A 20,201-nucleotide genomic window follows, 5' to 3' on the forward strand; every position below is an offset into this window, starting at 1 on the left:
ACCAAGAGGTGGGAAGTTAGGGTCTTCTTATGCGTCAGCCAACTTTCCAACCTTGCAACCTTCGAATCTTCAAACCATACATCTTTTGTACCAAGTACGAAGTACAATGTACCAAGAGGTAGGAAGATGGGAGCTTCTCATGCGTCAGCCAATTTTTCAATTTTATAATTTTCCAATTTCTTTGAAAAAGGAATTGCAAAGAAAGGTAATAGATCATGCGTCAACCAACCTTCCAACCTTCCAACCTTCCAACTTTCCAACCTTGCAACCTTTAAACGAACTCTCTAACCTCTATTAAAACTTCTCAACTTAACTTGGGTAAACTTCCTTTTGGTATCCAACGGGAAATCACCTTTCATCATCCAATCATAGTAGGAAGGTTCTTCTTTGAGTACTTGGGCAATGGTTTTTCCCTTGTGCTTGCCAAAATTAAAGCATTCTTCTCCTTCTCCGTTGAATATAAACCTACCTGCCAAATCAACCATTTTTTCGTTGAGGAGGGTGTGGATTTTCTTCATGTCATTTTCAAAGACACCTAGTTTGTTTCCCAGCAAATCGGCAGCTTCTTCACCATTGTACCGCTCAATTTGAGCCTTGAAAACCTCATAGGTAGCAATGGTATCGGCTTCAGCACTGTGGGCATTTTCAAGTGTTTTGCCACAATAGAATTTGTAGGCGGAGCTTAGGTTTCTTTTTTCCATCAGATGGAAAATTTTCTGTGCATCCAGCAAGTTTCTCTTTTCAATATCAAAATCAATCCCAGCTCGCAAAAACTCTTCTACCAACAGAGGAATATCATACTTTAGGACATTGAATCCAGCCAAGTCGGCACCAACAAAAAACTGATGAAGTTCCTGGGATGCTTCTTTGAAGGTAGGTGCATCCTTGATGTCTTTGTCATAGATGCCATGGATCAAGGAAGATTCCAAAGGGATTGGGATCGTCGGATTGATTTTCATGGTTTTTATTTCTTCTTTTCCTCCAGGATGTACTTTTACGATAGAAATTTCTACAATCCTATCGGTTGAAATATTGACGCCAGTAGCTTCCAAGTCAAAAAAGGCAATTGGCGTTTTTAGGTTTAAATTCATTTTATTGTTTTTGATTGATTTTATATTTTAACGTATCCAAGTCCATGTCGTCGTAGTTGCCAGAACTCATGAGGAGTAGGTTTGTATTGACATAGGTTTGGCTTTCAAGGTAAGCTTTCAAAAGGGAAATATCAGTAAAAAGCTTCAGGTCTTTTCTTTGGAATCCAGCTCTCAATGTTTCTTCATCCATCAATTCCAACTTTTTCAAAGATACAGCTTTTGGATTTAAATAGATAATCGCATCATCAGCCATGTCGATGGTATGGGCATAGTTGTCGACAAACTCCTTGTTCAACGAGCTATAGGTATGCAATTCCTGCACCGCTATCAGTCGCCGCTCCGGGAATTGGTTTTTTACAGCTTCCACTGTAGCTTTGAGTTTGGAAGGTGCATGTGCAAAGTCCCTGTACATAATCCCCGTTTCGGATTGTGCCAAGATTTCCTGTCTTTTTGCTGCTCCTTTGAAGCTTTGGATATGTTTATAAAATATGGAATCACTTACGCCTATGCTGTTGCAGATATACAATGCACCTTGTAGGTTTTGCAGATTGTGATCCCCAAAAATTTGAATAGGTATTTCTCCATTGTCGGTTAGCAGAAATGTATTCCCATCTTTGATTTTATTGGGGTGGGAACTGTACGGTTGGAGTTTCACTCCTTCTATTTTACAATTCTCTCCAATCTTTTTCACGATGGGGTCTTTGTCACAATAGATAAATACCCCATCGGAAGGAGTCATTCCGACCAACTTTTCAAACTGCTCGGTATAATTCCCAAAAGTTGGGAAAACATTGAAATGATCCCAAGCTATACCTGACATCAAGAGTATATCATGCTTGTAATGGAAGAATTTTGGCGTCCGATCCAGGGGCGAGGTCAAGTACTCATCTCCTTCAATGATGATGATTGGTGCATCAGACAGCTTTACCATCAAGTCAAAACCTTCAATCTGGGCTCCAATCAAATAGTCAAAATCAAGCCCTTCACTTTTCAACACATGCAAAATCATGGCTGTAATACTGGTTTTTCCATGGCTTCCAGAGATTACAATGCGTTTTTTTTCTGTGCTTTGCGCATAGATGAATTCTGGAAACGAAAATACAGGGACACCTAGTTCCTGTGCTCGGATCAATTCAGGATTATCTTGTCTTGCATGCATGCCGAGAATGATCCCATCAAGACTTTTTGAGATTTTTTCGGGAAACCATCCTTTTTCTTCTGGCAAAATCCCGGCTTCATACAACCTTGTTCTTGAAGGTTCGTAGATCTCATCGTCTGAGCCAGTCACGATATACCCTTTTTTGACCATGGAGAGTGCTAGGTTATGCATCACTGCACCTCCAATCGCTATAAAATGATACTTTTTAGACATTGTTTTTAATGGGTTAATTTAGAAGTCTTTTTACAATTTCAAGGGTAGTTACAGATCCAAGATTTAGTGTGGAATTACCATTGGGTTTTCCACTCTTGTGTATGGGACTGCGTACAGGAATCGACTGATGGCTTTTATCTTACTGGCCATTGGTTGGTGGGGATTTCCCTAAAGATAGGGTTCAGGGTTTTTCCAGAACTTTGATCATTTTGAAGGATTTCATTAGATGAAACAACCCGGGTAAAATCACAGTGCCCCCTATGATCAACATCCAGCCCAAGTTTGTAATGGTTGACTCGGGAGCAATGTTGTCAAGCAAACTGATTTCCTGATCAGCAGTGATGATAAAATACGGGAAATGGGTGACGATTGCTGCAAACAGAATAAGGATTACTTGAATTCCTGCCATATAGCGACTCGCAATCCGTCGTTGTTGCCTGATGAATTTCCATAAAGGAAGCAGTAGTATACCGGAAAGAACCACGCAGAGGATGGCTATTGGGTTTTCTATAAAGTCCCTGACAAATTTTATTTCATAGATATAGCCATAGGTCAGTAAAACAAATCCCAATACGACAAGCATGATTGTGAAAATTGCAGAACTTCTGCTAAAATGACTTTTTTCCATACCATCTGATTCACCGATCAAGAGTGTTGCTGCTAAGAAAGCACAGAGTGCGGCATAAAACAAGCCCACCAACAATCCAAATAAGTTAAACCATGGGTTTATAAAAAAGTCGTAAAAACTTGATCCTGCATATTCCTCCATGGTAATGATTTTTCCACCAATCAAAGCTGAAAAGGATAGACCCAAGAAAACCGGAGTGACAAAACTCCCAATTCTGAATAGCCAGTTGTACCAAAATTGGGATCGGTCGATAACAGCATCGTAATGCCTGAACACAAAAGCTACACCCCTGATCGTAATCCCCAATAGTACCAAAGTCAATGGGATGTGTAAATAGATCACCATGATGTTGAAATAAGCTGGGAATGCGACCCATAGGATTACCAGCATGATGATCAGCCAAATATGGTTGGCTTCCCAGACAGGACCTATTACCCTGTAGATGATATCTCTTGTGTGGGATCTGTTTTTCTTTGAAGCAAACAACTCTACAATTCCGGCTCCGAAATCAGCACCGCCAAGCATCACATATAGCAGCAAAGAAAAAAGGAGGAAAAACAGAACTACGTACAGCATGATTAGTTAGGGTTTTGGTTCAGGGATTTGATTTGACGGTGCATGAGCCAAGTTACTGTTATGGCCAAAAGCGTATACAAAAACAAATAGAAAAAGAAACTATACTTCATTCCCGGCATAGGGGTGACGGCATCTTTAGTGAGCATAATCTGATGGATTATCCAAGGTTGTCTTCCTACTTCAGTGACAACCCAGCCAGCTTCGATGGCAACAAAACCCAAAGGTGCCATGACAACAAAAAGCAACCAATAGTACTTGTTTTTCTGCCAGTTCTTCTTTTTTAGGCTAACAAGATATACGATGCCAGCCAGCATCAACGCAACACCCAAACCAACCATGATCTGAAAAGCATAATGCACAATAGCTACTGGTGGATGCTCTTCTTTTGGGAAATCATTCAACCCTTTTACTTCGGCATTGAAATCACCAAAAGCAAGGAAGGAAAGGGCTTTAGGAATTGCGATTTTATGCGTCACAGTCTGTTTTTCGACATCCACAATGCCCCCGATATAAAGTGGTGCGCCTTTTTTGGTTTCAAAGTGTGCTTCTAGGGCGGCAAGTTTGACAGGTTGTCTTACAGCTACATCTTTTGCCGAGATATCCCCACTGATCGGCTGTAAAAAAGCTGCAACCGTACCGATTATAATTGTTATCTTAAAAGCCTTGAGATGTAAATCGACGTTCCTGTTTTTATATATCTGATAAGCATGGATTCCTGCGACACCGAAGCTTGTCGCAACAAAAGCCGCTAGGGTCATATGCAGTGCTTGTGTAAACCAAGCAGGGTTCAAAAATGCTTTGACAGGATCAATATTCGTAAACTCCCCATTGATATAATCAAAGCCTGATGGCGCATTCATCCAACCATTTGCCGAGACAACAAGAATCCCGGATGCCACTCCTGAGATGCCAATGATCACCCCTGTGAACCAATGGAATTTCTCTGGCAATTTATCCCAACCATAGAGATAAAAACCCAAAGCAATGGCTTCAACAAAAAATGCAGCCCCTTCCAGTGAAAATGGCATTCCAATAATAGGGCCGGCATGCTTCATGAATTCCGGCCAAAGCATTCCCAATTCAAAAGATAATGCAGTTCCGGAGACGGCTCCAGTCACAAAAAAAATCGCTACACCTTTAAGCCATGATTTGGTAAGCTTTTTATAAACAGGGTTTCTGGTTTTGAGATATTTGTAATGGGAGACTACCATAAAAAATGGCATCACCATACCTATACATGCAAAAATTATATGAAAGCCCAGGGTGAAGGCCATTTGTAATCGAGCATAATCAAGATTTTCCATAAGCTTGGGTTTTCAGTCAATTTTCCAATCCCGATAAAGTCCGGGCAGGCTCTTCAAACAACCCTTCAAAAGTAATAACTAAAACCAAGACGTGACATAGTACGGGAAATTTGTTTTAAATTAATTTAAAGAAAAATGCACTATAGGATTGATCCTCCGTTAATTATAGTGCTGTTGATAATATCGTGCATAACTTGTGTAAAACCTTATTGATAAACAGAGTACATTTGTCTATATGGCAGATAATAAAATACAAGGAAAAGATAGGTTGTCGGGTAGAAGGAAACCGGATCTTGCGGGGATTTCCGGTGTAGGGAAATTGCCACCACAAGCAGTGGAATTGGAAGAAGCAGTTTTAGGTGCATTGATGCTCGAAAAAGACGCATTGACCCAGGTTGTTGATATCTTGAGACCGGAGAGCTTTTACAAGGAAGCACACAAGGAAATCTACAATGCCATTATCGATCTTTTTACAGAAAGTCAGCCTATAGACTTGCTGACCGTTACCAATCAACTCCGTAAGAAGGGAAAATTGGAAATGGCAGGAGGGGCATTTTTTATTACCGAATTGACTTCCAAGGTTTCTTCTGCGGCCAACCTTGAATTTCACTCCAGGATTATCACGGAGCAGGCAATGAAACGGGATATGATCCGCATTGCTTCCGAAATCCAAAAAGAAGCATTTGAGGATACTACGGATGTTTTTGAGTTGTTGGATAAAATGGAGCAATCACTTTTTGAGATTTCTGAAAAGAACATTAGGAAGAATTATTCTGATATGCGCTCTATCATGAAAGCAGCCATCATGGAATTGGAAGCGAGAAAAGGTCAGAAAGATGGGCTTACAGGGGTTCCAAGTGGTTTCACTGCCCTGGATAGGGTGACCTCGGGTTGGCAAAAATCCGATTTGGTGATCATTGCGGCTCGACCTGCGATGGGTAAGACGGCATTTGTACTGTCTGTGTTGCGGAATGCTGCTGTGGATCACGAAAGACCGGTAGCTATTTTCTCATTAGAGATGTCCTCTGTTCAGTTGGTGAACAGGTTGATCTCCTCTGAAGCAGAGTTGGATTCTGAGAAGATCAAAAAAGGAAACCTTGCGGATTATGAATGGGAGCAGCTAGTACATAAAACTGCGAAGCTCTCAAAATCACCTCTCTTTGTCGATGATACACCTGCATTGTCCATCTTGGAGTTGAGGGCAAAATGTAGGAAACTAAAGGCTCAACATGACATTCAAATGATTGTAATTGATTATTTGCAGCTCATGTCCGGAGACTCCAAATCCAGTGGGGGAGGTAACCGTGAACAGGAGATCGCAAGTATCTCCCGATCATTGAAGATGATTGCAAAAGAATTGGAAGTTCCGGTGATCGCCCTTTCCCAGCTTTCAAGGGCTGTGGAGACAAGGGGTGGTGACAAAAGGCCTCAGCTTTCGGATTTGAGGGAATCAGGAGCTATCGAGCAAGATGCCGATATGGTTATGTTCCTCTATCGACCGGAATACTATGGTATCAATGAAGATGAAGATGGTAATTCTACCATGGGTGTAGGGGAAGTGATCATTGCCAAACACAGAAATGGTTCTCTGGAAACAGTGAAACTAAGGTTTATCGGTAAATACACAAGGTTTACTGATTTGGAGATGAATGTTCCCTACAAGCCGCAAGACGCACTTTATGGAAGCAAATTCCCAAGCAGTGCCGGAGGCCAGGACTTTGAGGCTGGAAATACCATCCGACTCCAATCAAAAGCCAATGGAGGGGATAACGATGCACCATTCCCGGGAGGATTTGGCAGTGATGAACCAGCTCCTTTTTAGAAGCGAGAGGCGAGAAAAAAGAGACGAGAGGCGAGAAGCAAGATATAAGAAACAAGACAGAGAGAAGTAAGTGTTTCGGAGAGTGCAAAGTTGCAGAGATACGCTGGGGATAGTAGAAACGATAGACGAAAAAGGTGAGTGATAGAATCATATCGATCATAGGGAGATATCCCCCCGCAATTCGGGACAGGCTCCTCGCGGTCAATATGACATAAAGGCTTGCTTAATCCTAATAACTAATCAACCAATAACTTATTAACTTCATAATGAATTACCCATCCAACAACCTTTCAACCTTACAACTTTTATAACCTTTTCAAAATAATGAAATCAATAGTTCTAAATACTGCCCTGGAAGATAAAATAGCAATTACTGAGCTTGATGTTCCTACTTTGGAGGCTGATGAGGTTTTGGTAAAAATCCATGCTGCCGCTCTAAACCATAGAGACGAATGGTGTAGACAGGGCTTGTACCCTGGGTTGAAAGATGGTGTTGTGCTGGGATCGGATGGTGCTGGGGTTATTTCCAAAGTTGGGAAGGATGTCGATGAATCAAATATTGGGAAAGAAGTGATCATCAATCCTGCGATGAACTGGGGTGATAACCAAGCGGTCCAATCGAAGGACTTTACCATATTGGGAATGCCCGAAAATGGCACTTTGGCAGAATTTGTCAAAGTGAAGTTCGACAGAATCCACCCCAAGCCTACAAGTTTAACTTGGGAGGAGGCAGCCGCATTGCCTTTGGGGGGATTGACAGCTTACAGGGCAGTGATGGTTCAAGGCAAGCTTCAAAATGGAGAAAAAGTATTGGTAACAGGTTTTGGGGGAGGAGTGGCACAGTTTGCGGCACAATATGCATTGGCTACTGGAGCAACAGTCTATGTGAGTAGCAGCTCGGAGGAGAAGTTGGGCGCAGCACGAAAATTGGGAGCTAAAGGTGGATTCAATTATAAAAAAGAAGATTGGTTCAAGGAAGCATTGGAACTGACAGGGGGCTTTGACTTGGTCATTGACAGTGCGATGGGGGATACTTTGGGCAATTTGATCAAAGTCACTAAACCTGGAGGGAGAATTGTATTCTATGGAGCAACAAAAGGGAATCCACCTGAGTTGGATGCCAGAAAGGTGTTTTGGAGCCAAATTCACCTTATAGGAAGTACCATGGGGTCTGACAAGGACTTTGGGAAAATGTTGGAGTTTGTAGAGGAAAATAGGATAAGACCGGTAATAGATCAGGTTTTCAATGCCGACGACGCCGTAGCGGCATTTGATCGGATGAAATCTGGACAACAGTTGGGGAAAATAGTCATCAGCTTTAACCGATAGTAGTTTATCTATTAGGTGAAGAAGAGATTGACCATCACATGGGATTAATCATTTTCGAACAAGAAGTTTTGGTAGGAGTTTTGAAGTTCTCTCAAAGCGTGCAAATCTTGCTGTTCTTTGGCTAGCGATATGCCATCTTCATATATCTTTTTTGCGTCCTCTATCAAGTTTAATTCAGAGCATAAAGAAGCTGCATGGTAATAAGTAGGCAAGTATGTCCTGTGGTTGGTTAAAAGTTGCTTGAAATATAGGAGTGCTTGGTGTGGATCATCATTTCTAAACTCCAAAGCAAGGGCGTACCAATTGAAGGGATTATCAGGTTCCTGATCAGCATAACTTTTGAGTGTTTCGATTCGGGACAAATTGCTCATGAATTCTTTTTTTAATTAAAGGCTTAATCACTAAATTCACGCAATTTAAATAAATTAAATAACCTAAATATACATAATGAAAATTCTTGTTTGTATAACACACGTACCGGATACTACTTCGAAAATTCAGTTTACTGACAATAACACGAAGTTTGACAAAAATGGTGTCCAGTTTATTATAGGGCCATATGATGATTATGCCCTCGCAAGAGCTGTAGAGTTGAAGGAGCAGTTAAGCGCTACTTTGACAGTTTTGAACGTGGGTGAAGCTGAGACAGAGCCTACTTTGAGAAAAGCTTTGGCGATAGGTGCTGATGATGCGATCAGGGTAAATTCATTTCCAAAAGACTCATTGTTTGTAGCAAAGCAAATTGCTGCTATCGCAAAGGAAAATAGTTATGATCTCATTTTGATGGGAAGGGAATCCATAGATTTCAATGGGGGCATGGTTCATGGCATGGTGGGAGAGCTTTTGGGGATTCCGTCTATATCACCAGTTATGAAGTTGGAAGTAGAGGGGAATACAGTGAAAATGGCTCGTGAAATAGAAGGTGGAAAAGAGTACTTGGAAGCAAGCTTGCCACTGATTGCGGGCTGTCAGGAGCCTATAGCGGAATGGAAAATCCCAAATATGAGGGGGATTATGTCTGCAAGGACAAAACCTTTGAATGTGGTAGAGCCTTCTGATGACAGCACTGCTACCGAAGTATCAGAATTCCAATTGCCGGCACCAAAAGGTGCAGTGAAATTAGTAGATAAAGATAATGTTGAAGAATTGGTCAGATTGTTGAAAAACGATGCGAAAGTACTTTAATCAATCTTTTTAAAAAACAGTAAATCAAGAAAATATGTCAATTTTAGTATATATAGAGCACGCCGAAGGTGCAATAAAGAAAACAAGCTTGGAAGCAGTTTCCTATGCAAAAGCATTGGCAGGCAAGACTGGTGAAGGTGAAGTGGTAGCAGTGGCTTTGGGGGCTATAGAAGAGGCTGAGTTGAAAAAGGCTGGCTCAGCTGGTGCCAGCAAAGTGATACATGATGGCAATGAAAAACTTTCTGCCGGGGTCATCCAGGCGCATGCCGATGCAGTGGCGCAGGTTTATGGCCAGGTGGGGGCAAAGACACTTGTGTTGGCAAAATCGTCTTTGGGGGATGCTGTTGCTGCAAGACTAGCGATCAAACTTGATGCTGGCTTGGTTTCCAACGTGATAGAGCTTCCCGACACCAGCAATGGTTACAAAGTGAAAAGGAGTATTTATACTGGAAAGGCATTTGCTGACACGTCCATCAAAACGGAGAATAAAATTTTGGCTGTAAAGAAAAACGCAGTTGATTTATTGACCGATGGTGCCGAAGCTTCTGTAGAGACAGTAAGTCTTACCATTGGGGAAGGTAATTTCGCTACCAGCATTACATCGACAGACAAAGCAACCGGAGAAGTGTTGCTTCCTGAAGCTGATATAGTTGTATCTGGAGGTAGGGGAATGAAAGGCGCAGAAAATTGGGGGATGCTGGAAGATTTGGCGAAAGAGCTGGGAGCCGCAACCGGTTGTTCTAAGCCTGTATCTGACATTGGATGGAGACCTCATCATGAGCATGTGGGCCAAACAGGTGTAAAAGTTGCCCCAACTTTGTATATAGCAGTTGGAATTTCGGGTGCGATTCAACATCTTGCAGGTGTAAATTCTTCAAAATATATAGTCGTTATCAACAAAGACCCTGAGGCTCCATTCTTTAAAGCCGCAGATTATGGTATTGTCGGTGATGCATTTGAAGTGATTCCCAAACTAACTGAAGCTATCAAAGCGATAAAATAAATCTTGTGGACAATACTATTGAATTAGAAATTCTTGGGCTTACCTCTAACAATTCCCAATCGGGGTCATTTACACTCGTTTTGGGGGAAGTGGAAGGACGAAGGAGACTTCCAATCGTCATTGGTATGTTTGAAGCACAAGCAATTGCTATAGAGATAGAAAAGATCATTCCCAACAGGCCAATGACCCATGATCTGTTCAAATCTTTTTCTAGCAGCTTTAACTTTTCCATTGAACAAATACTGATATCCGAAATGCAAGAGGGGGTGTTTTATGCAAAAATAATGTGTAAAAATGCTTCTAAAGTCGTAGAGATAGACGCACGGCCTTCGGATGCCATTGCAATTGCCGTTAGATTTGAAGCGCCTATTTACAGCACTTCCAAAGTAATGTCAGAAGCAGCCATCGAGGTGAACGAGGAGGATGGAAAGATTACGCAACAGAAATCTTCCAAAACCGCCAAAAGCAATCCTTCTTCGGCTTCCAAAACATCTAGTTCTGATTCTTACAAGGATTTCAGTCTGGATAAGCTAAACCAGCTCTTGGAAAAGGCGATTGATAGTGAAGATTATGAAAAAGCAGCAAGAATAAGGGATGAGATCAACAAGAGGAACTAAAAAAAGAAAGTCTGGTCAATGCCAGACTTTTCTTTTTTAGATTATTGTTTCAAATCAAGTATATTTATCGCGTATTTATTCAAAAAGTTAATTTAGCCAAAATTCATTCGGATGGATTATTTCAGAGGTTTACTGGGGATAGTAGTCTTGCTACTTGTAGCATTTATTTTTTCTTCAAACAAAAAGGCAGTCGATTGGAGGCTTGTTGGTATTGGAGTTTTATTACAGGCTATATTCGGGTATTTGATTACAAAAGTGGAGGTTGTCGCATCTGTTTTCGCTGCAGTCAGTAGGGGATTTGTTAAGTTTTTGAGCTTTTCTGAAGCTGGGGCGACATTTATTTTCGGGGATTTGGCTACAAATTCATTTGGGTTTATTTTCGCCTTTCAAGTACTTCCCACGATCATTTTCTTTTCAACGGTATCTGCTGGATTGTATTATCTGGGGGTATTGCAAAAAATCGTATTTGGAATTGCTTGGGTCATGTCAAGAACCATGAGGCTTTCTGGGGCAGAAAGCTTGTCCGCAGCAGGTAATATTTTCTTGGGACAGACCGAAGCACCTTTATTGGTAAGGCCGTTTATCCCTACCATGTCCAAATCCGAGTTGATGTGTCTGATGACAGGAGGGATGGCCACCATTGCAGGAGGAGTCTTGGCTGGTTACGTGGCATTTTTGGGAGGGGAAAGTCTAGAAGAGCAAAGCAGGTTTGCCGCTTATCTTTTGGGGGCAAGTATCATGAATGCCCCTGCTGCCATTGTGATGTCAAAGATCATGATCCCCGAAACCCAAAAAGAAAAAGTGAATGACAAGCTGGAGGTGAACCAGGAGAATATGGGGGTGAACCTTATTGATGCAATGTCTATAGGTGCTTCCGAAGGCCTCAAGCTGGCCTTGAATGTGGGAGGGATGTTGTTGGCATTTATTGCCGTGATTGCAGCCCTGAACTATATCCTTTCAGGTATGATTGGTGAATGGACCGGATTGAATGCTTTTGTTATTTCTTCGACGGATGGTCAGTTTTCAGGGTTTTCTTTGGAATACATATTAGGGCAGGTCTTTAGGTTGTTCGCTTGGGTGATAGGCGTAGAATGGAGCCAAACCCTCCAGGTAGGATCTTTGCTTGGACAGAAAACAGTCATCAATGAATTTGTGGCTTATTTGAGTTTGGCTGATATGAAAGAAGCGGGTGGTCTTTCCCCAAAATCGATCGTGATTGCAACTTATGCACTTTGTGGTTTTTCGAACTTTAGCTCTATAGCGATCCAAGTAGGAGGGATAGGAAGTATTGCTCCGAATCAACAGGGAAACCTTTCCAAATTGGGAATGCAGGCATTGTTTGCAGCTACCCTTGCTTGCATGATGACAGCTACCATCGCGGGTGCATTATTTGCATAATTCGGGGTGAAAAAAATGTGAGGATAAAAAAAAGACCTGAAATTCGATTCAGGTCTTTTTTCCTTTTTGATTTACCCTAGTAAATAGTATTGATCACCAGAAGCTATTTTTTGAAATAAAATGATTGCAACCAATGCAATAGCTTGTCTAAACCTATTCAGTCTCGTTGATGACGATTTTGTCAATTGAGTCACCAGCCCTGATCTCATCGATAATGTCCAGCCCTTCCACTACTTTGCCAAAACAGGTGTGGTTTCTGTCCAAGTGACTGGTGTTGGTACGGCTATGGCATATAAAGAATTGAGACCCTCCTGTGTTTCTTCCAGCATGTGCCATGGATAATACACCTCTGTCATGATATTGATTGTCTCCAGTCAATTCACAGTCAATTTTGTAACCTGGTCCACCAGTCCCGTTGCCATTTGGACACCCACCTTGAATCACAAAATTTGGAATTACCCTGTGGAAAGTTAGGCCATCATAGAATCCTTTTTTTGAAAGCGTAATAAAGTTTTCAACTGCCTTAGGAGCATCTTTTTCATAAAACTCTACTTTCATCACTCCTTTTTGGGTATGTATTTCTGCTGTCTTCATGTATTTGATTTGTTTTCCCCAAAAATAATAAATCTTTGGCGCTATCTTATAACCTGAGTTCGACTATTCTCACTTTGTCAAAACGGTTTTAAATGGTGAGAACTACGAAAAGAAGGTGCGTGAAGTAATATTGGCATATTGTAGATTGAAAAAGTGAAGTAGATTGCCGTTTAAAGCCGAATAGTCGGCTCAGTCAATAAAAACACCCATTTACTGCGTTAAATTTCTGAGCGATAGCTTAGGCTATCCCTCAAAAATTTGCCTTGTAACTGGATATTTTTATTGATTTTGACTTTGTGATAACAATCGAACTCAGGTTTATAGGAAAAAAAGAAAAGGAGTGTAAAAACACTCCTTTGTTTGGGTCTACTTCTTCAAGGGTTAGCTAGATTTATAGGTTTGGGGATCCTGCAAGGATATCATCCGTTGCAAAGTCTTTGTATTTCTCGAAATTTTGGATAAATGCAGCTCCGAGTTCCCTCGCTTTTTTGTCATAAGCATCTTTATCATCCCAGGTAGCTCGGGGACTCAAAACTTCAGCAGGTACATTTGGGCAAGATTGGGGTATTTCTACTCCAAAAACACTGTGTTTTTTGTAGGATACATCATCCAGATTTCCTTCTAATGCAGCAGTGATCATTGCCCTGGTGTATTTTAGTTTCATTCTTGAACCAATCCCATATGGACCACCAGTCCAACCTGTGTTGATCAACCATACGTTTACCTGGTGCTTCTCCATCTTTTCACCAAACAGCTCGGCATATTTGGTTGGATGAAGAGGTAGGAATGCTGCCCCAAAGCATGCGGAAAATGTTGTCTTTGGTTCAGTGACTCCCACTTCAGTGCCGGCTACTTTGGCTGTGTACCCAGATATGAAATGGTACATCGCCTGGCTCTTGTTGAGTTTGGATATTGGTGGGATGACGCCAAATGCATCTGCTGTCAAAAAGAATATATTTTTTGGAATTCCGGAAATGGATGGTTCTATTGCATTTTTGATATAATTGATTGGATATGCTGTTCTTGTGTTTTCAGTTACACTGTTGTTGCTGTAGTCCACCGTTCTGGTGCCTTCATGAAACCTCGTGTTTTCCACAATCGAACCAAATTTGATGGCGTCCCATATCTCCGGCTCTTTTTCGCGGGAGAGATCGATCACCTTTGCATAGCAGCCACCCTCAAAATTGAAAATTGTATCTTCCGTCCATCCATGTTCATCGTCACCAATCAATCCTCTGTTGGGATCTGCCGAGAGTGTGGTCTTTCCTGTTCCTGAAAGTCCAAAGAAGATTGCTGTATCACCATCGGCGCCGGAATTGGCAGAACAATGCATGGAAAGTACTCCTTTTTCATACGGAAGAAGGTAGTTCAGTACTGAAAAAATCCCTTTTTTCATTTCCCCTGCATAAGCCGTACCGCCTATCAAGATGATTCTTTTTGTCAAATTGATGATCGCAAAGTTTTTTTGTCTGGTGCCATCAATTTCCGGGTCAGCTTCGAATTCTGGAGCACAGATTATAGTGAAATCCGACTCAAATACCTCAAGTTCTGAGACCGTTGGTCTCAGAAACATGTTGTAGCAGAAGAGATTTTGCCAAGCAAGGGTATTGACTACGGTAAGATTGAGTCTGTGGTCTTTATCTGCACCAGCATAAGCTTCACGGATGTAAAGTTTTTTGTCGGTCAAAAAATCAAGCATTTTGGTATGTAGCCTATCAAAGCCCCCTTCATCAAAAGCGATATTGACATCACCCCACCAGACACTCTCAGCGGTGTTGGAATCTTTGACAATAAACCGATCCTTAGGAGATCTTCCGGTAAATGCACCAGTGTCAGCCATCAAGGCACCATTGTCTGTAAGTACTGCCTCTTTGTTGAAAAGTGCCTGCTCGACCAACTCTGCCGGTGTAAGGTTCCACATTACACTTGCATTTGTACGAATACCTAGTCCAGACAAGCTTTTATTGGCGGGCTTGAGCTCTAGTTCTTGCATAATTATATAGTTTTATTTGGGTTATTTTCAATGCCCAAAGATATGTAATAATGTTATGAGATTTTACTTAAAAATCCCTTTTTTTTACTTTTCAATCGATTACGCTGACCGTAAAGGGCTGTTTTTGTTTTGGGGGGAGTGTCAAATAAAAAATGCTGAATTTGTATAGGGTTTAGAAATCAGGTGATAAGTGCAATAATTCAAAGTGCCTTTAGTAAGAGTAAAAAAATTCTCTTATAATTGCATTTGTTAAAAATAAATTCCTTTCACGTAATTTCATAAAATTGGAAAAAATCCCAAATGATTCATTAAAATCTCTTGGTCAAGATATAATAGAAGGACCCACCATTTTCGGGCATCCCAAAGGCCTTATGACGCTTTTCTTCACGGAGATGTGGGAGAGGTTTAGTTATTATGGCATGCGTGCTTTGTTGATACTTTTTATGACAACCCCCATTATCGGTGGTGGCTTAGGGTTCGATGATCGTACCAGCACGGCAATCTATGGACTTTATACCATGGGGGTTTATTTATTGGCTTTGCCTGGTGGATGGTTTGCAGATAGGTTGTTTGGATTGAAAAAGTCCGTGTGGTATGGAGGGATCATTATTACAATAGGTCACTTTACAATGGCAGTACCCGGTATGGTTTATTTTTTCTCTGACCATACTTCCGAAATCACAGAATTGTCAAGTTTGGATATTAATTCTTTCTTTATAGGTTTGATTTTGATAGTAGTTGGTACAGGGTTGTTGAAGCCAAATATCAGTTCTATTGTAGGTCAGCTCTATCCCGCTGGAAGCAGTAAAAGAGATGCTGGTTTTTCGATTTTTTATATGGGGATCAATTTAGGTGCTTTTATTGCACCAATAGCATGTTCCACGCTAGCAGTTTACAACTGGCATTTGGGATTCGGTTTGGCTGGATTGGGGATGTTCATCGGATTAATTCAATATAAGCTAACTGGAAAGTATCTTGATGGAAAAGGGGAAGATGTCAAGGCAAGTTCTCCAACGGAATTAGAATCAAGGGCAAGAATGATCAAGTACTCCACGCTTGCCATGATGATTTCTATTGTAGTGGTAATCTTGATGTTTATGGGAGTGATTCCTATTGATGCTTTTGCAATATCAAAGTTGGCATACAATATTATTGGTATAATTACAGTCTTGTATTTTGGATATATATTTTTGTTTGGGGGATTGAACAAAGACGAGTTTAAGAAGACTTGGGCTATAGTAATTGTAATCATATTTTCCGCATTGTTTTGGTCTGGCTTTGAACAGGCAGGATCTTCATTGAATTTGTTTGCAGAAAGATTCACAGACAGGAGTTTTATGGGTTGGGAGATTCCTACGGGCTATTTTCAGTCAATCAATTCCATGTTTATTATTTTGTTTGCACCATTTTTTGGAGCAATGTGGGTTTGGTTGGGAAGGAAAAATTTAGAGCCAAGTTCCCCTTTGAAGTTTGCCTTTGGTTTATTGCTTTTAGGAGTTGGGTTCTTGGTTATGTTTTTTGCGGCCAAAATCGCTGCTTCAGGAGATTTGGCAGCACCAACTTGGTTAATCTTCACCTACCTATTACATACATTTGGGGAATTGAGTTTGAGTCCTGTAGGCCTTAGCTTGACTACCAAGTTGGCTCCAGAAAAGTACCAAGGACAGATGATGGGAATGTGGTTTATTTCTGTGGCTTTAGGGAATCTTATTGCTGGTAGAATTGCAGGAGAAGTAAGTGGTGGTTCTGAGGAAGCATTGCAAGCGATGCCAAGTCAATATATGATGATTGTGGCTACGGTTGTTGGAGCTGGCGTTTTATTGCTTCTCCTTAGCAGACCGATAAAAAAATTGATGGGAAATGTCCATTAATCAAAAAAGGCTCCAATTGGAGCCTTTTTTTTATCATTATCCGAAGTTTGATCAATGCTTTTCTTCCGATTTTTTCTTGAATAATGTGCTTCTAACATCTACAGCTGAGATACCAGCCCCAAGTCCAATTAAAATACAAACGATTAAAAGAAATAGTTGGGCTCCTGGTGCGATAGGCGAGTTGAATATTTGTAATAGCATAGTATATTAATTTGAGAAGTTTCCGTGAAATTTTGTGCAAGATAGCACACAGAACCATTTCAGCAAAATATGGATAAAAAAAAGCAGAACCCAAATTGGATTCTGCTTTTATTGGGGACGGTCAATCTATTTCATCGTCCAAATCCTCGAAGCCATCATCAAAGTCGTCATCTTCGAAGTCGTCATCATCATCGAAGTCTAAAAGGCTGTCTTCGATTAATTCACTGTCTTCATCAAGGTCGTATACTTCGTCTTGAAATTCTTCAGTAAACTCATCATCCTCATCTTCGAAATCGTCAAAATCCTCAAATTCGTCGTCTAAATCGTCCATTTTCAGAATTAATTTGTTGCTTAATTGATTGAATGTTTTTGGTGGATACTAAATACAGTAAAATTTTCATTTAAGCCAATACCCCAGCTTTATTATTTTTTTGGTATGTAATGATCTAATTGATAATCAGGTTGATATTTTGCAGATATACTTACTGTGCAAGTGGGATTTTTACACAATGATCCAAATTAGGAAATCACACCCCCCCATACATATGTGCATGGTGTGATGCGCCATCCTGGATCCAAAATATTGGAATTATGTGGGTTTAAAAAAATATATTAAGTAAGAGGAAAACCAGAGTGCATTTAATTGAATATTGTTTTGATATACTTTTTGACTAATGGTTTTGAGAGGTATTGCTTCACAAGTGAATATTTGCTTGCTTTGGTGATATCCCTCTCATCCACAGAGCTACTTAGTATATACACCTCTGGTTTGTAATCTGACGGTTCGAATTCTTCGAGGAAATCCCATCCAGTCATCTCAGGCATATTCAAGTCCAAAAACAAGTAATTTGGATGGATACTCGATATATCCTTCAATGCATCACTTGCACTCTGGAATTTAAATATCCTGAAAGGGACTTTAATGTTTTTGGAAATAAGTTTTTCAGTCACAAAAGTGCTGATAGGGTCGTCATCTATAAGTACTATCTTAAGCATTAAAGTGCATAATAGTGGTTTTGAAATACATTAAAATTTATACAAAAATACATTATTCAGCTTATAAAACAATATTCTTGAGATATAAAAATTTAATGTTGACAAATTAATTGGCTTTCACATGCTCTTTATAGGTTTGTACTACTTTTTCGGCAGACTTAATCAGTTTTTTGCTCTTTGTTTTGGCACTACTTGCTTCACTGACCGCAGTGATGGTCATCAGCATTTTATCCTGTTTTGGGTCTATATAGTCCACTATGAGTTGGAGCAACTCATAGTTTTTGGTTGAGACCATATTTTGTCTCCCCATAAATCTGGGGTCAAACATCCATGGATCCCAAACCCTCATTCCCCACATCGGATATTGGTTGTTGTATACTTCTTTTTGGCGTGGATCTTCATTCGAACTGTATCTGATGACCAAATCAGGGGAGTCTCTGTCGTAAACCAAACCGAGTTCTTTCATTTTGATCTCCAATTCATTGGAGACTTTTGCATCAATCAGTTCATCCTTGAAGCTCCTTGAGCCAATTTCCTTGTTGACTATTACAAATGAAGTATACTCTTTGTAAGGCCGTATTTCAGTTCTTTCCTTGAATATTTCGATAGAACTGCAAGAGGATAGAAAACCAATTAGCAGTAAAAAAGATGTGACGTTTTTTCTTGACATAATATTGAACCTTTAATGAATCCTTTCAATGTAAATATAAACGACAAGCTAATAGAATAGATGTCCTTATTGGAATAATATGCTATGCCGTATAGAAAAGACCTGGCTGTTTTTTTAAATAAGTACAGGTTCCTTTTTTGACAAAAAAGGGCATTGAAAGATTTCCATCTGGCAAGCCTCATTTCTTAACTAAACGGGATAGAATATAATATTCAATTCGTTTTTGTAATACGGTATTTGAGATAGTTCAATAGCTGCTGCTATTTTTACATCGTAAAAGACAAACTATGCCCAAATTAATTTTATTCTTTATAATAAATCATCATTTTTGTTTCAATTTTAACTTTAATTTTCTTGTAATGAAAAATTTATTTACTATTCTGATTAGTTTAATCTTTCTAAATCAAGCGTTTTCCCAAGATTTAGACACTTTAGACACCGTTGATTCGCTGGCACAATTGATCGAGAAGGACACAACATATTGGACAAATGAGTTCAGTGTAGGCCTGAACTTCAACCAAGCGGCATTCAGTGGTAATTGGAAAGCAGGAGGTGTAAACTCCATCGCATTCGGTTCCATTGCGGCTGGTAAAGCAAACTATGCCAAAGGAAAGCTAAGCTGGGACAACCAACTTGAATTGATGTACGGAATTGTCAAAAATGAAGGACAACAGGTCAGGAAATCAAATGACAGGATTTTCTTCGATTCCAAAGTGGGCTATTCCGCAGGTGGGAACTGGTCTTATTTTGGGTCTTTGAACTTTATGACACAGTTTACTGATGGTTTTGAATATGGTCCAGATGATCAAAGAACCTTAATATCTGGATTCTTTGCCCCTGCATTCCTGACTTCGGGTATTGGTATGGAATACAAGCCAAACAAAGATTTTGCTTTAAGGATTGCACCGTTTTCACCAAGATTCACTTTCGTAACCGACCCCACAATTATCCAGAATGTCCCTACCAATTATGGTGTTCCAGAAGGTCAGACTGTCAGAACCGAATGGTTGGCTTTGCAGCTATATGCCACCTATGATAAGGAAATTACTGAGAATTTAACCATCAAATCCAGGTATCAAATGTTTGCCAATTATGAAACTTTGGCATTCAAAACCATTGACCATAGATTGGATGTGACTTTGATTGCAAAAATAACCCGATTTGTGGATGTTACCTTCACAAGTATCAATGTCTACGATTTTGATATGGATCCAGGTATTCAGTACTCGCAAGCCTTGGCTCTAGGTATTTTGTATAAGGTGAGCAACAAAAAGTAGGTCTTACTACACTTTTTTTGTGAAAAATTTTGTTTATTATTTTTTAATACTATTTTTGTTCTAATTGTGGTAGTTAAATAATAGTTGGTTTAGTTTTCATATAAAGAGCAGGAGAAATTCTCCTGCTTTTTTATTTTCATTCCAAAGTCCAATTTGGGATTACCCACTATCTTAACAGAATCCAGTCAAAATAATGCCTCCGGATTGTTTGGAGAGGCAGCTGACTAGGTCACACCTGTCAATCTATGGTAACAGGACAAGTGTGATCCGTTGA

18 protein-coding genes are annotated in these 20,201 nt (G+C 40.2%); 8 read left to right on the forward strand and 10 right to left on the reverse strand.

Annotated features, from left to right (window positions below; all coding sequences use genetic code 11):
• Window positions 1–284 precede the first annotated feature (284 nt).
• The 4 genes from ACFSKL_RS11155 to ACFSKL_RS11170 form a co-directional block, all read right to left on the reverse strand.
• Entirely contained in the window at window positions 285–1,091 is an 807-nt protein-coding gene (locus ACFSKL_RS11155; protein ID WP_376886279.1) for an exonuclease domain-containing protein, read from the reverse strand.
• Between the two features lies 1 nt (window position 1,092).
• Window positions 1,093–2,463, reverse strand: coding sequence for a UDP-N-acetylmuramate--L-alanine ligase (locus ACFSKL_RS11160; RefSeq protein WP_376886281.1), 1,371 nt, complete (start codon window positions 2,461–2,463; stop codon window positions 1,093–1,095).
• A 181-nt stretch (window positions 2,464–2,644) separates the two neighbouring features.
• Complete coding sequence (locus ACFSKL_RS11165) at window positions 2,645–3,667, reverse strand: cytochrome d ubiquinol oxidase subunit II (protein ID WP_376886283.1); 1,023 nt, start codon at window positions 3,665–3,667, stop codon at window positions 2,645–2,647.
• Window positions 3,668–3,669: 2 nt separating this feature from the next.
• A complete protein-coding gene (locus ACFSKL_RS11170; protein WP_376886284.1) occupies window positions 3,670–4,971 on the reverse strand; it encodes a cytochrome ubiquinol oxidase subunit I in 1,302 nt (433 codons plus the stop codon).
• A gap of 235 nt (window positions 4,972–5,206) precedes the next feature.
• Here ACFSKL_RS11170 and dnaB point away from each other — a divergent pair, with 235 nt between their 5' ends.
• Both dnaB and ACFSKL_RS11180 read left to right on the forward strand, forming a co-directional pair.
• Entirely contained in the window at window positions 5,207–6,793 is a 1,587-nt protein-coding gene (dnaB, locus tag ACFSKL_RS11175; protein WP_376886287.1) for a replicative DNA helicase, read from the forward strand.
• 324 nt (window positions 6,794–7,117) lie between these two features.
• The gene (locus ACFSKL_RS11180) at window positions 7,118–8,122 is read left to right on the forward strand and encodes a quinone oxidoreductase family protein (protein WP_376886289.1); all 1,005 of its coding nucleotides are present in this window, start codon (window positions 7,118–7,120) and stop codon (window positions 8,120–8,122) included.
• 44 nt (window positions 8,123–8,166) lie between these two features.
• On the opposite strand, the gene ACFSKL_RS11185 is transcribed toward ACFSKL_RS11180, so the two are convergent.
• On the reverse strand, window positions 8,167–8,493 hold the full coding sequence (locus ACFSKL_RS11185; RefSeq protein WP_376886291.1) for a tetratricopeptide repeat protein: 327 nt from the start codon (window positions 8,491–8,493) through the stop codon (window positions 8,167–8,169).
• 76 nt (window positions 8,494–8,569) lie between these two features.
• Here ACFSKL_RS11185 and ACFSKL_RS11190 point away from each other — a divergent pair, with 76 nt between their 5' ends.
• The 4 genes from ACFSKL_RS11190 (at window position 8,570) to ACFSKL_RS11205 (ending at window position 12,325) form a co-directional block, all read left to right on the forward strand.
• The gene (locus tag ACFSKL_RS11190) at window positions 8,570–9,307 is read left to right on the forward strand and encodes an electron transfer flavoprotein subunit beta/FixA family protein (RefSeq protein ID WP_376886293.1); all 738 of its coding nucleotides are present in this window, start codon (window positions 8,570–8,572) and stop codon (window positions 9,305–9,307) included.
• Between the two features lie 34 nt (window positions 9,308–9,341).
• Complete coding sequence (locus ACFSKL_RS11195; RefSeq protein WP_376886295.1) at window positions 9,342–10,310, forward strand: electron transfer flavoprotein subunit alpha/FixB family protein; 969 nt, start codon at window positions 9,342–9,344, stop codon at window positions 10,308–10,310.
• Between the two features lie 5 nt (window positions 10,311–10,315).
• Complete coding sequence (locus ACFSKL_RS11200) at window positions 10,316–10,927, forward strand: bifunctional nuclease family protein (protein ID WP_376886298.1); 612 nt, start codon at window positions 10,316–10,318, stop codon at window positions 10,925–10,927.
• Between the two features lie 111 nt (window positions 10,928–11,038).
• The gene (locus ACFSKL_RS11205; protein ID WP_376886299.1) at window positions 11,039–12,325 is read left to right on the forward strand and encodes a NupC/NupG family nucleoside CNT transporter; all 1,287 of its coding nucleotides are present in this window, start codon (window positions 11,039–11,041) and stop codon (window positions 12,323–12,325) included.
• 153 nt (window positions 12,326–12,478) lie between these two features.
• Here the strand turns inward: ACFSKL_RS11205 and ACFSKL_RS11210 are convergent, their stop codons facing one another.
• Both ACFSKL_RS11210 and pckA read right to left on the reverse strand, forming a co-directional pair.
• Complete coding sequence (locus ACFSKL_RS11210; protein WP_376886301.1) at window positions 12,479–12,919, reverse strand: peptidylprolyl isomerase; 441 nt, start codon at window positions 12,917–12,919, stop codon at window positions 12,479–12,481.
• A 391-nt stretch (window positions 12,920–13,310) separates the two neighbouring features.
• Window positions 13,311–14,912, reverse strand: a complete 1,602-nt coding sequence (gene pckA / locus ACFSKL_RS11215) for a phosphoenolpyruvate carboxykinase (ATP) (protein ID WP_376886303.1) — start codon at window positions 14,910–14,912, stop codon at window positions 13,311–13,313.
• 284 nt (window positions 14,913–15,196) lie between these two features.
• Here pckA and ACFSKL_RS11220 point away from each other — a divergent pair, with 284 nt between their 5' ends.
• Complete coding sequence (locus ACFSKL_RS11220) at window positions 15,197–16,783, forward strand: peptide MFS transporter (protein WP_376886305.1); 1,587 nt, start codon at window positions 15,197–15,199, stop codon at window positions 16,781–16,783.
• Between the two features lie 322 nt (window positions 16,784–17,105).
• Here ACFSKL_RS11220 and ACFSKL_RS11225 read toward each other — a convergent pair whose 3' ends face one another.
• The 3 genes from ACFSKL_RS11225 to ACFSKL_RS11235 form a co-directional block, all read right to left on the reverse strand.
• The gene (locus ACFSKL_RS11225; RefSeq protein ID WP_376886307.1) at window positions 17,106–17,315 is read right to left on the reverse strand and encodes a hypothetical protein; all 210 of its coding nucleotides are present in this window, start codon (window positions 17,313–17,315) and stop codon (window positions 17,106–17,108) included.
• A 308-nt stretch (window positions 17,316–17,623) separates the two neighbouring features.
• Entirely contained in the window at window positions 17,624–17,980 is a 357-nt protein-coding gene (locus ACFSKL_RS11230) for a response regulator (protein ID WP_376886309.1), read from the reverse strand.
• A 106-nt stretch (window positions 17,981–18,086) separates the two neighbouring features.
• Window positions 18,087–18,650 (reverse strand): DUF4136 domain-containing protein, encoded by a 564-nt coding sequence (locus tag ACFSKL_RS11235; protein ID WP_376886311.1) that lies wholly within the window; start codon window positions 18,648–18,650, stop codon window positions 18,087–18,089.
• A 359-nt stretch (window positions 18,651–19,009) separates the two neighbouring features.
• Between ACFSKL_RS11235 and ACFSKL_RS11240 the strand changes: the two genes are divergently transcribed.
• The gene (locus tag ACFSKL_RS11240) at window positions 19,010–19,927 is read left to right on the forward strand and encodes a DUF3078 domain-containing protein (RefSeq protein WP_376886314.1); all 918 of its coding nucleotides are present in this window, start codon (window positions 19,010–19,012) and stop codon (window positions 19,925–19,927) included.
• Window positions 19,928–20,201: the final 274 nt, after the last annotated feature.

Source organism: Belliella marina, from assembly GCF_042682445.1.
Classification (GTDB): Bacteria; Bacteroidota; Bacteroidia; order Cytophagales; family Cyclobacteriaceae; genus Belliella; species Belliella marina.

Coding starts and splice junctions, on each gene's coding strand:
- ACFSKL_RS11155 (WP_376886279.1), bottom strand. CDS start 1,091: ATGAATTTAAACCTAAAAACGCCAATTGCCTTTTTTGACTTGGAAGCT.
- ACFSKL_RS11160 (WP_376886281.1), bottom strand. CDS start 2,463: ATGTCTAAAAAGTATCATTTTATAGCGATTGGAGGTGCAGTGATGCAT.
- ACFSKL_RS11165 (WP_376886283.1), bottom strand. CDS start 3,667: ATGCTGTACGTAGTTCTGTTTTTCCTCCTTTTTTCTTTGCTGCTATAT.
- ACFSKL_RS11170 (WP_376886284.1), bottom strand. CDS start 4,971: ATGGAAAATCTTGATTATGCTCGATTACAAATGGCCTTCACCCTGGGC.
- dnaB (WP_376886287.1), top strand. CDS start 5,207: ATGGCAGATAATAAAATACAAGGAAAAGATAGGTTGTCGGGTAGAAGG.
- ACFSKL_RS11180 (WP_376886289.1), top strand. CDS start 7,118: ATGAAATCAATAGTTCTAAATACTGCCCTGGAAGATAAAATAGCAATT.
- ACFSKL_RS11185 (WP_376886291.1), bottom strand. CDS start 8,493: ATGAGCAATTTGTCCCGAATCGAAACACTCAAAAGTTATGCTGATCAG.
- ACFSKL_RS11190 (WP_376886293.1), top strand. CDS start 8,570: ATGAAAATTCTTGTTTGTATAACACACGTACCGGATACTACTTCGAAA.
- ACFSKL_RS11195 (WP_376886295.1), top strand. CDS start 9,342: ATGTCAATTTTAGTATATATAGAGCACGCCGAAGGTGCAATAAAGAAA.
- ACFSKL_RS11205 (WP_376886299.1), top strand. CDS start 11,039: ATGGATTATTTCAGAGGTTTACTGGGGATAGTAGTCTTGCTACTTGTA.
- ACFSKL_RS11210 (WP_376886301.1), bottom strand. CDS start 12,919: ATGAAGACAGCAGAAATACATACCCAAAAAGGAGTGATGAAAGTAGAG.
- pckA (WP_376886303.1), bottom strand. CDS start 14,912: ATGCAAGAACTAGAGCTCAAGCCCGCCAATAAAAGCTTGTCTGGACTA.
- ACFSKL_RS11225 (WP_376886307.1), bottom strand. CDS start 17,315: ATGGACGATTTAGACGACGAATTTGAGGATTTTGACGATTTCGAAGAT.
- ACFSKL_RS11230 (WP_376886309.1), bottom strand. CDS start 17,980: ATGCTTAAGATAGTACTTATAGATGACGACCCTATCAGCACTTTTGTG.
- ACFSKL_RS11235 (WP_376886311.1), bottom strand. CDS start 18,650: ATGTCAAGAAAAAACGTCACATCTTTTTTACTGCTAATTGGTTTTCTA.
- ACFSKL_RS11240 (WP_376886314.1), top strand. CDS start 19,010: ATGAAAAATTTATTTACTATTCTGATTAGTTTAATCTTTCTAAATCAA.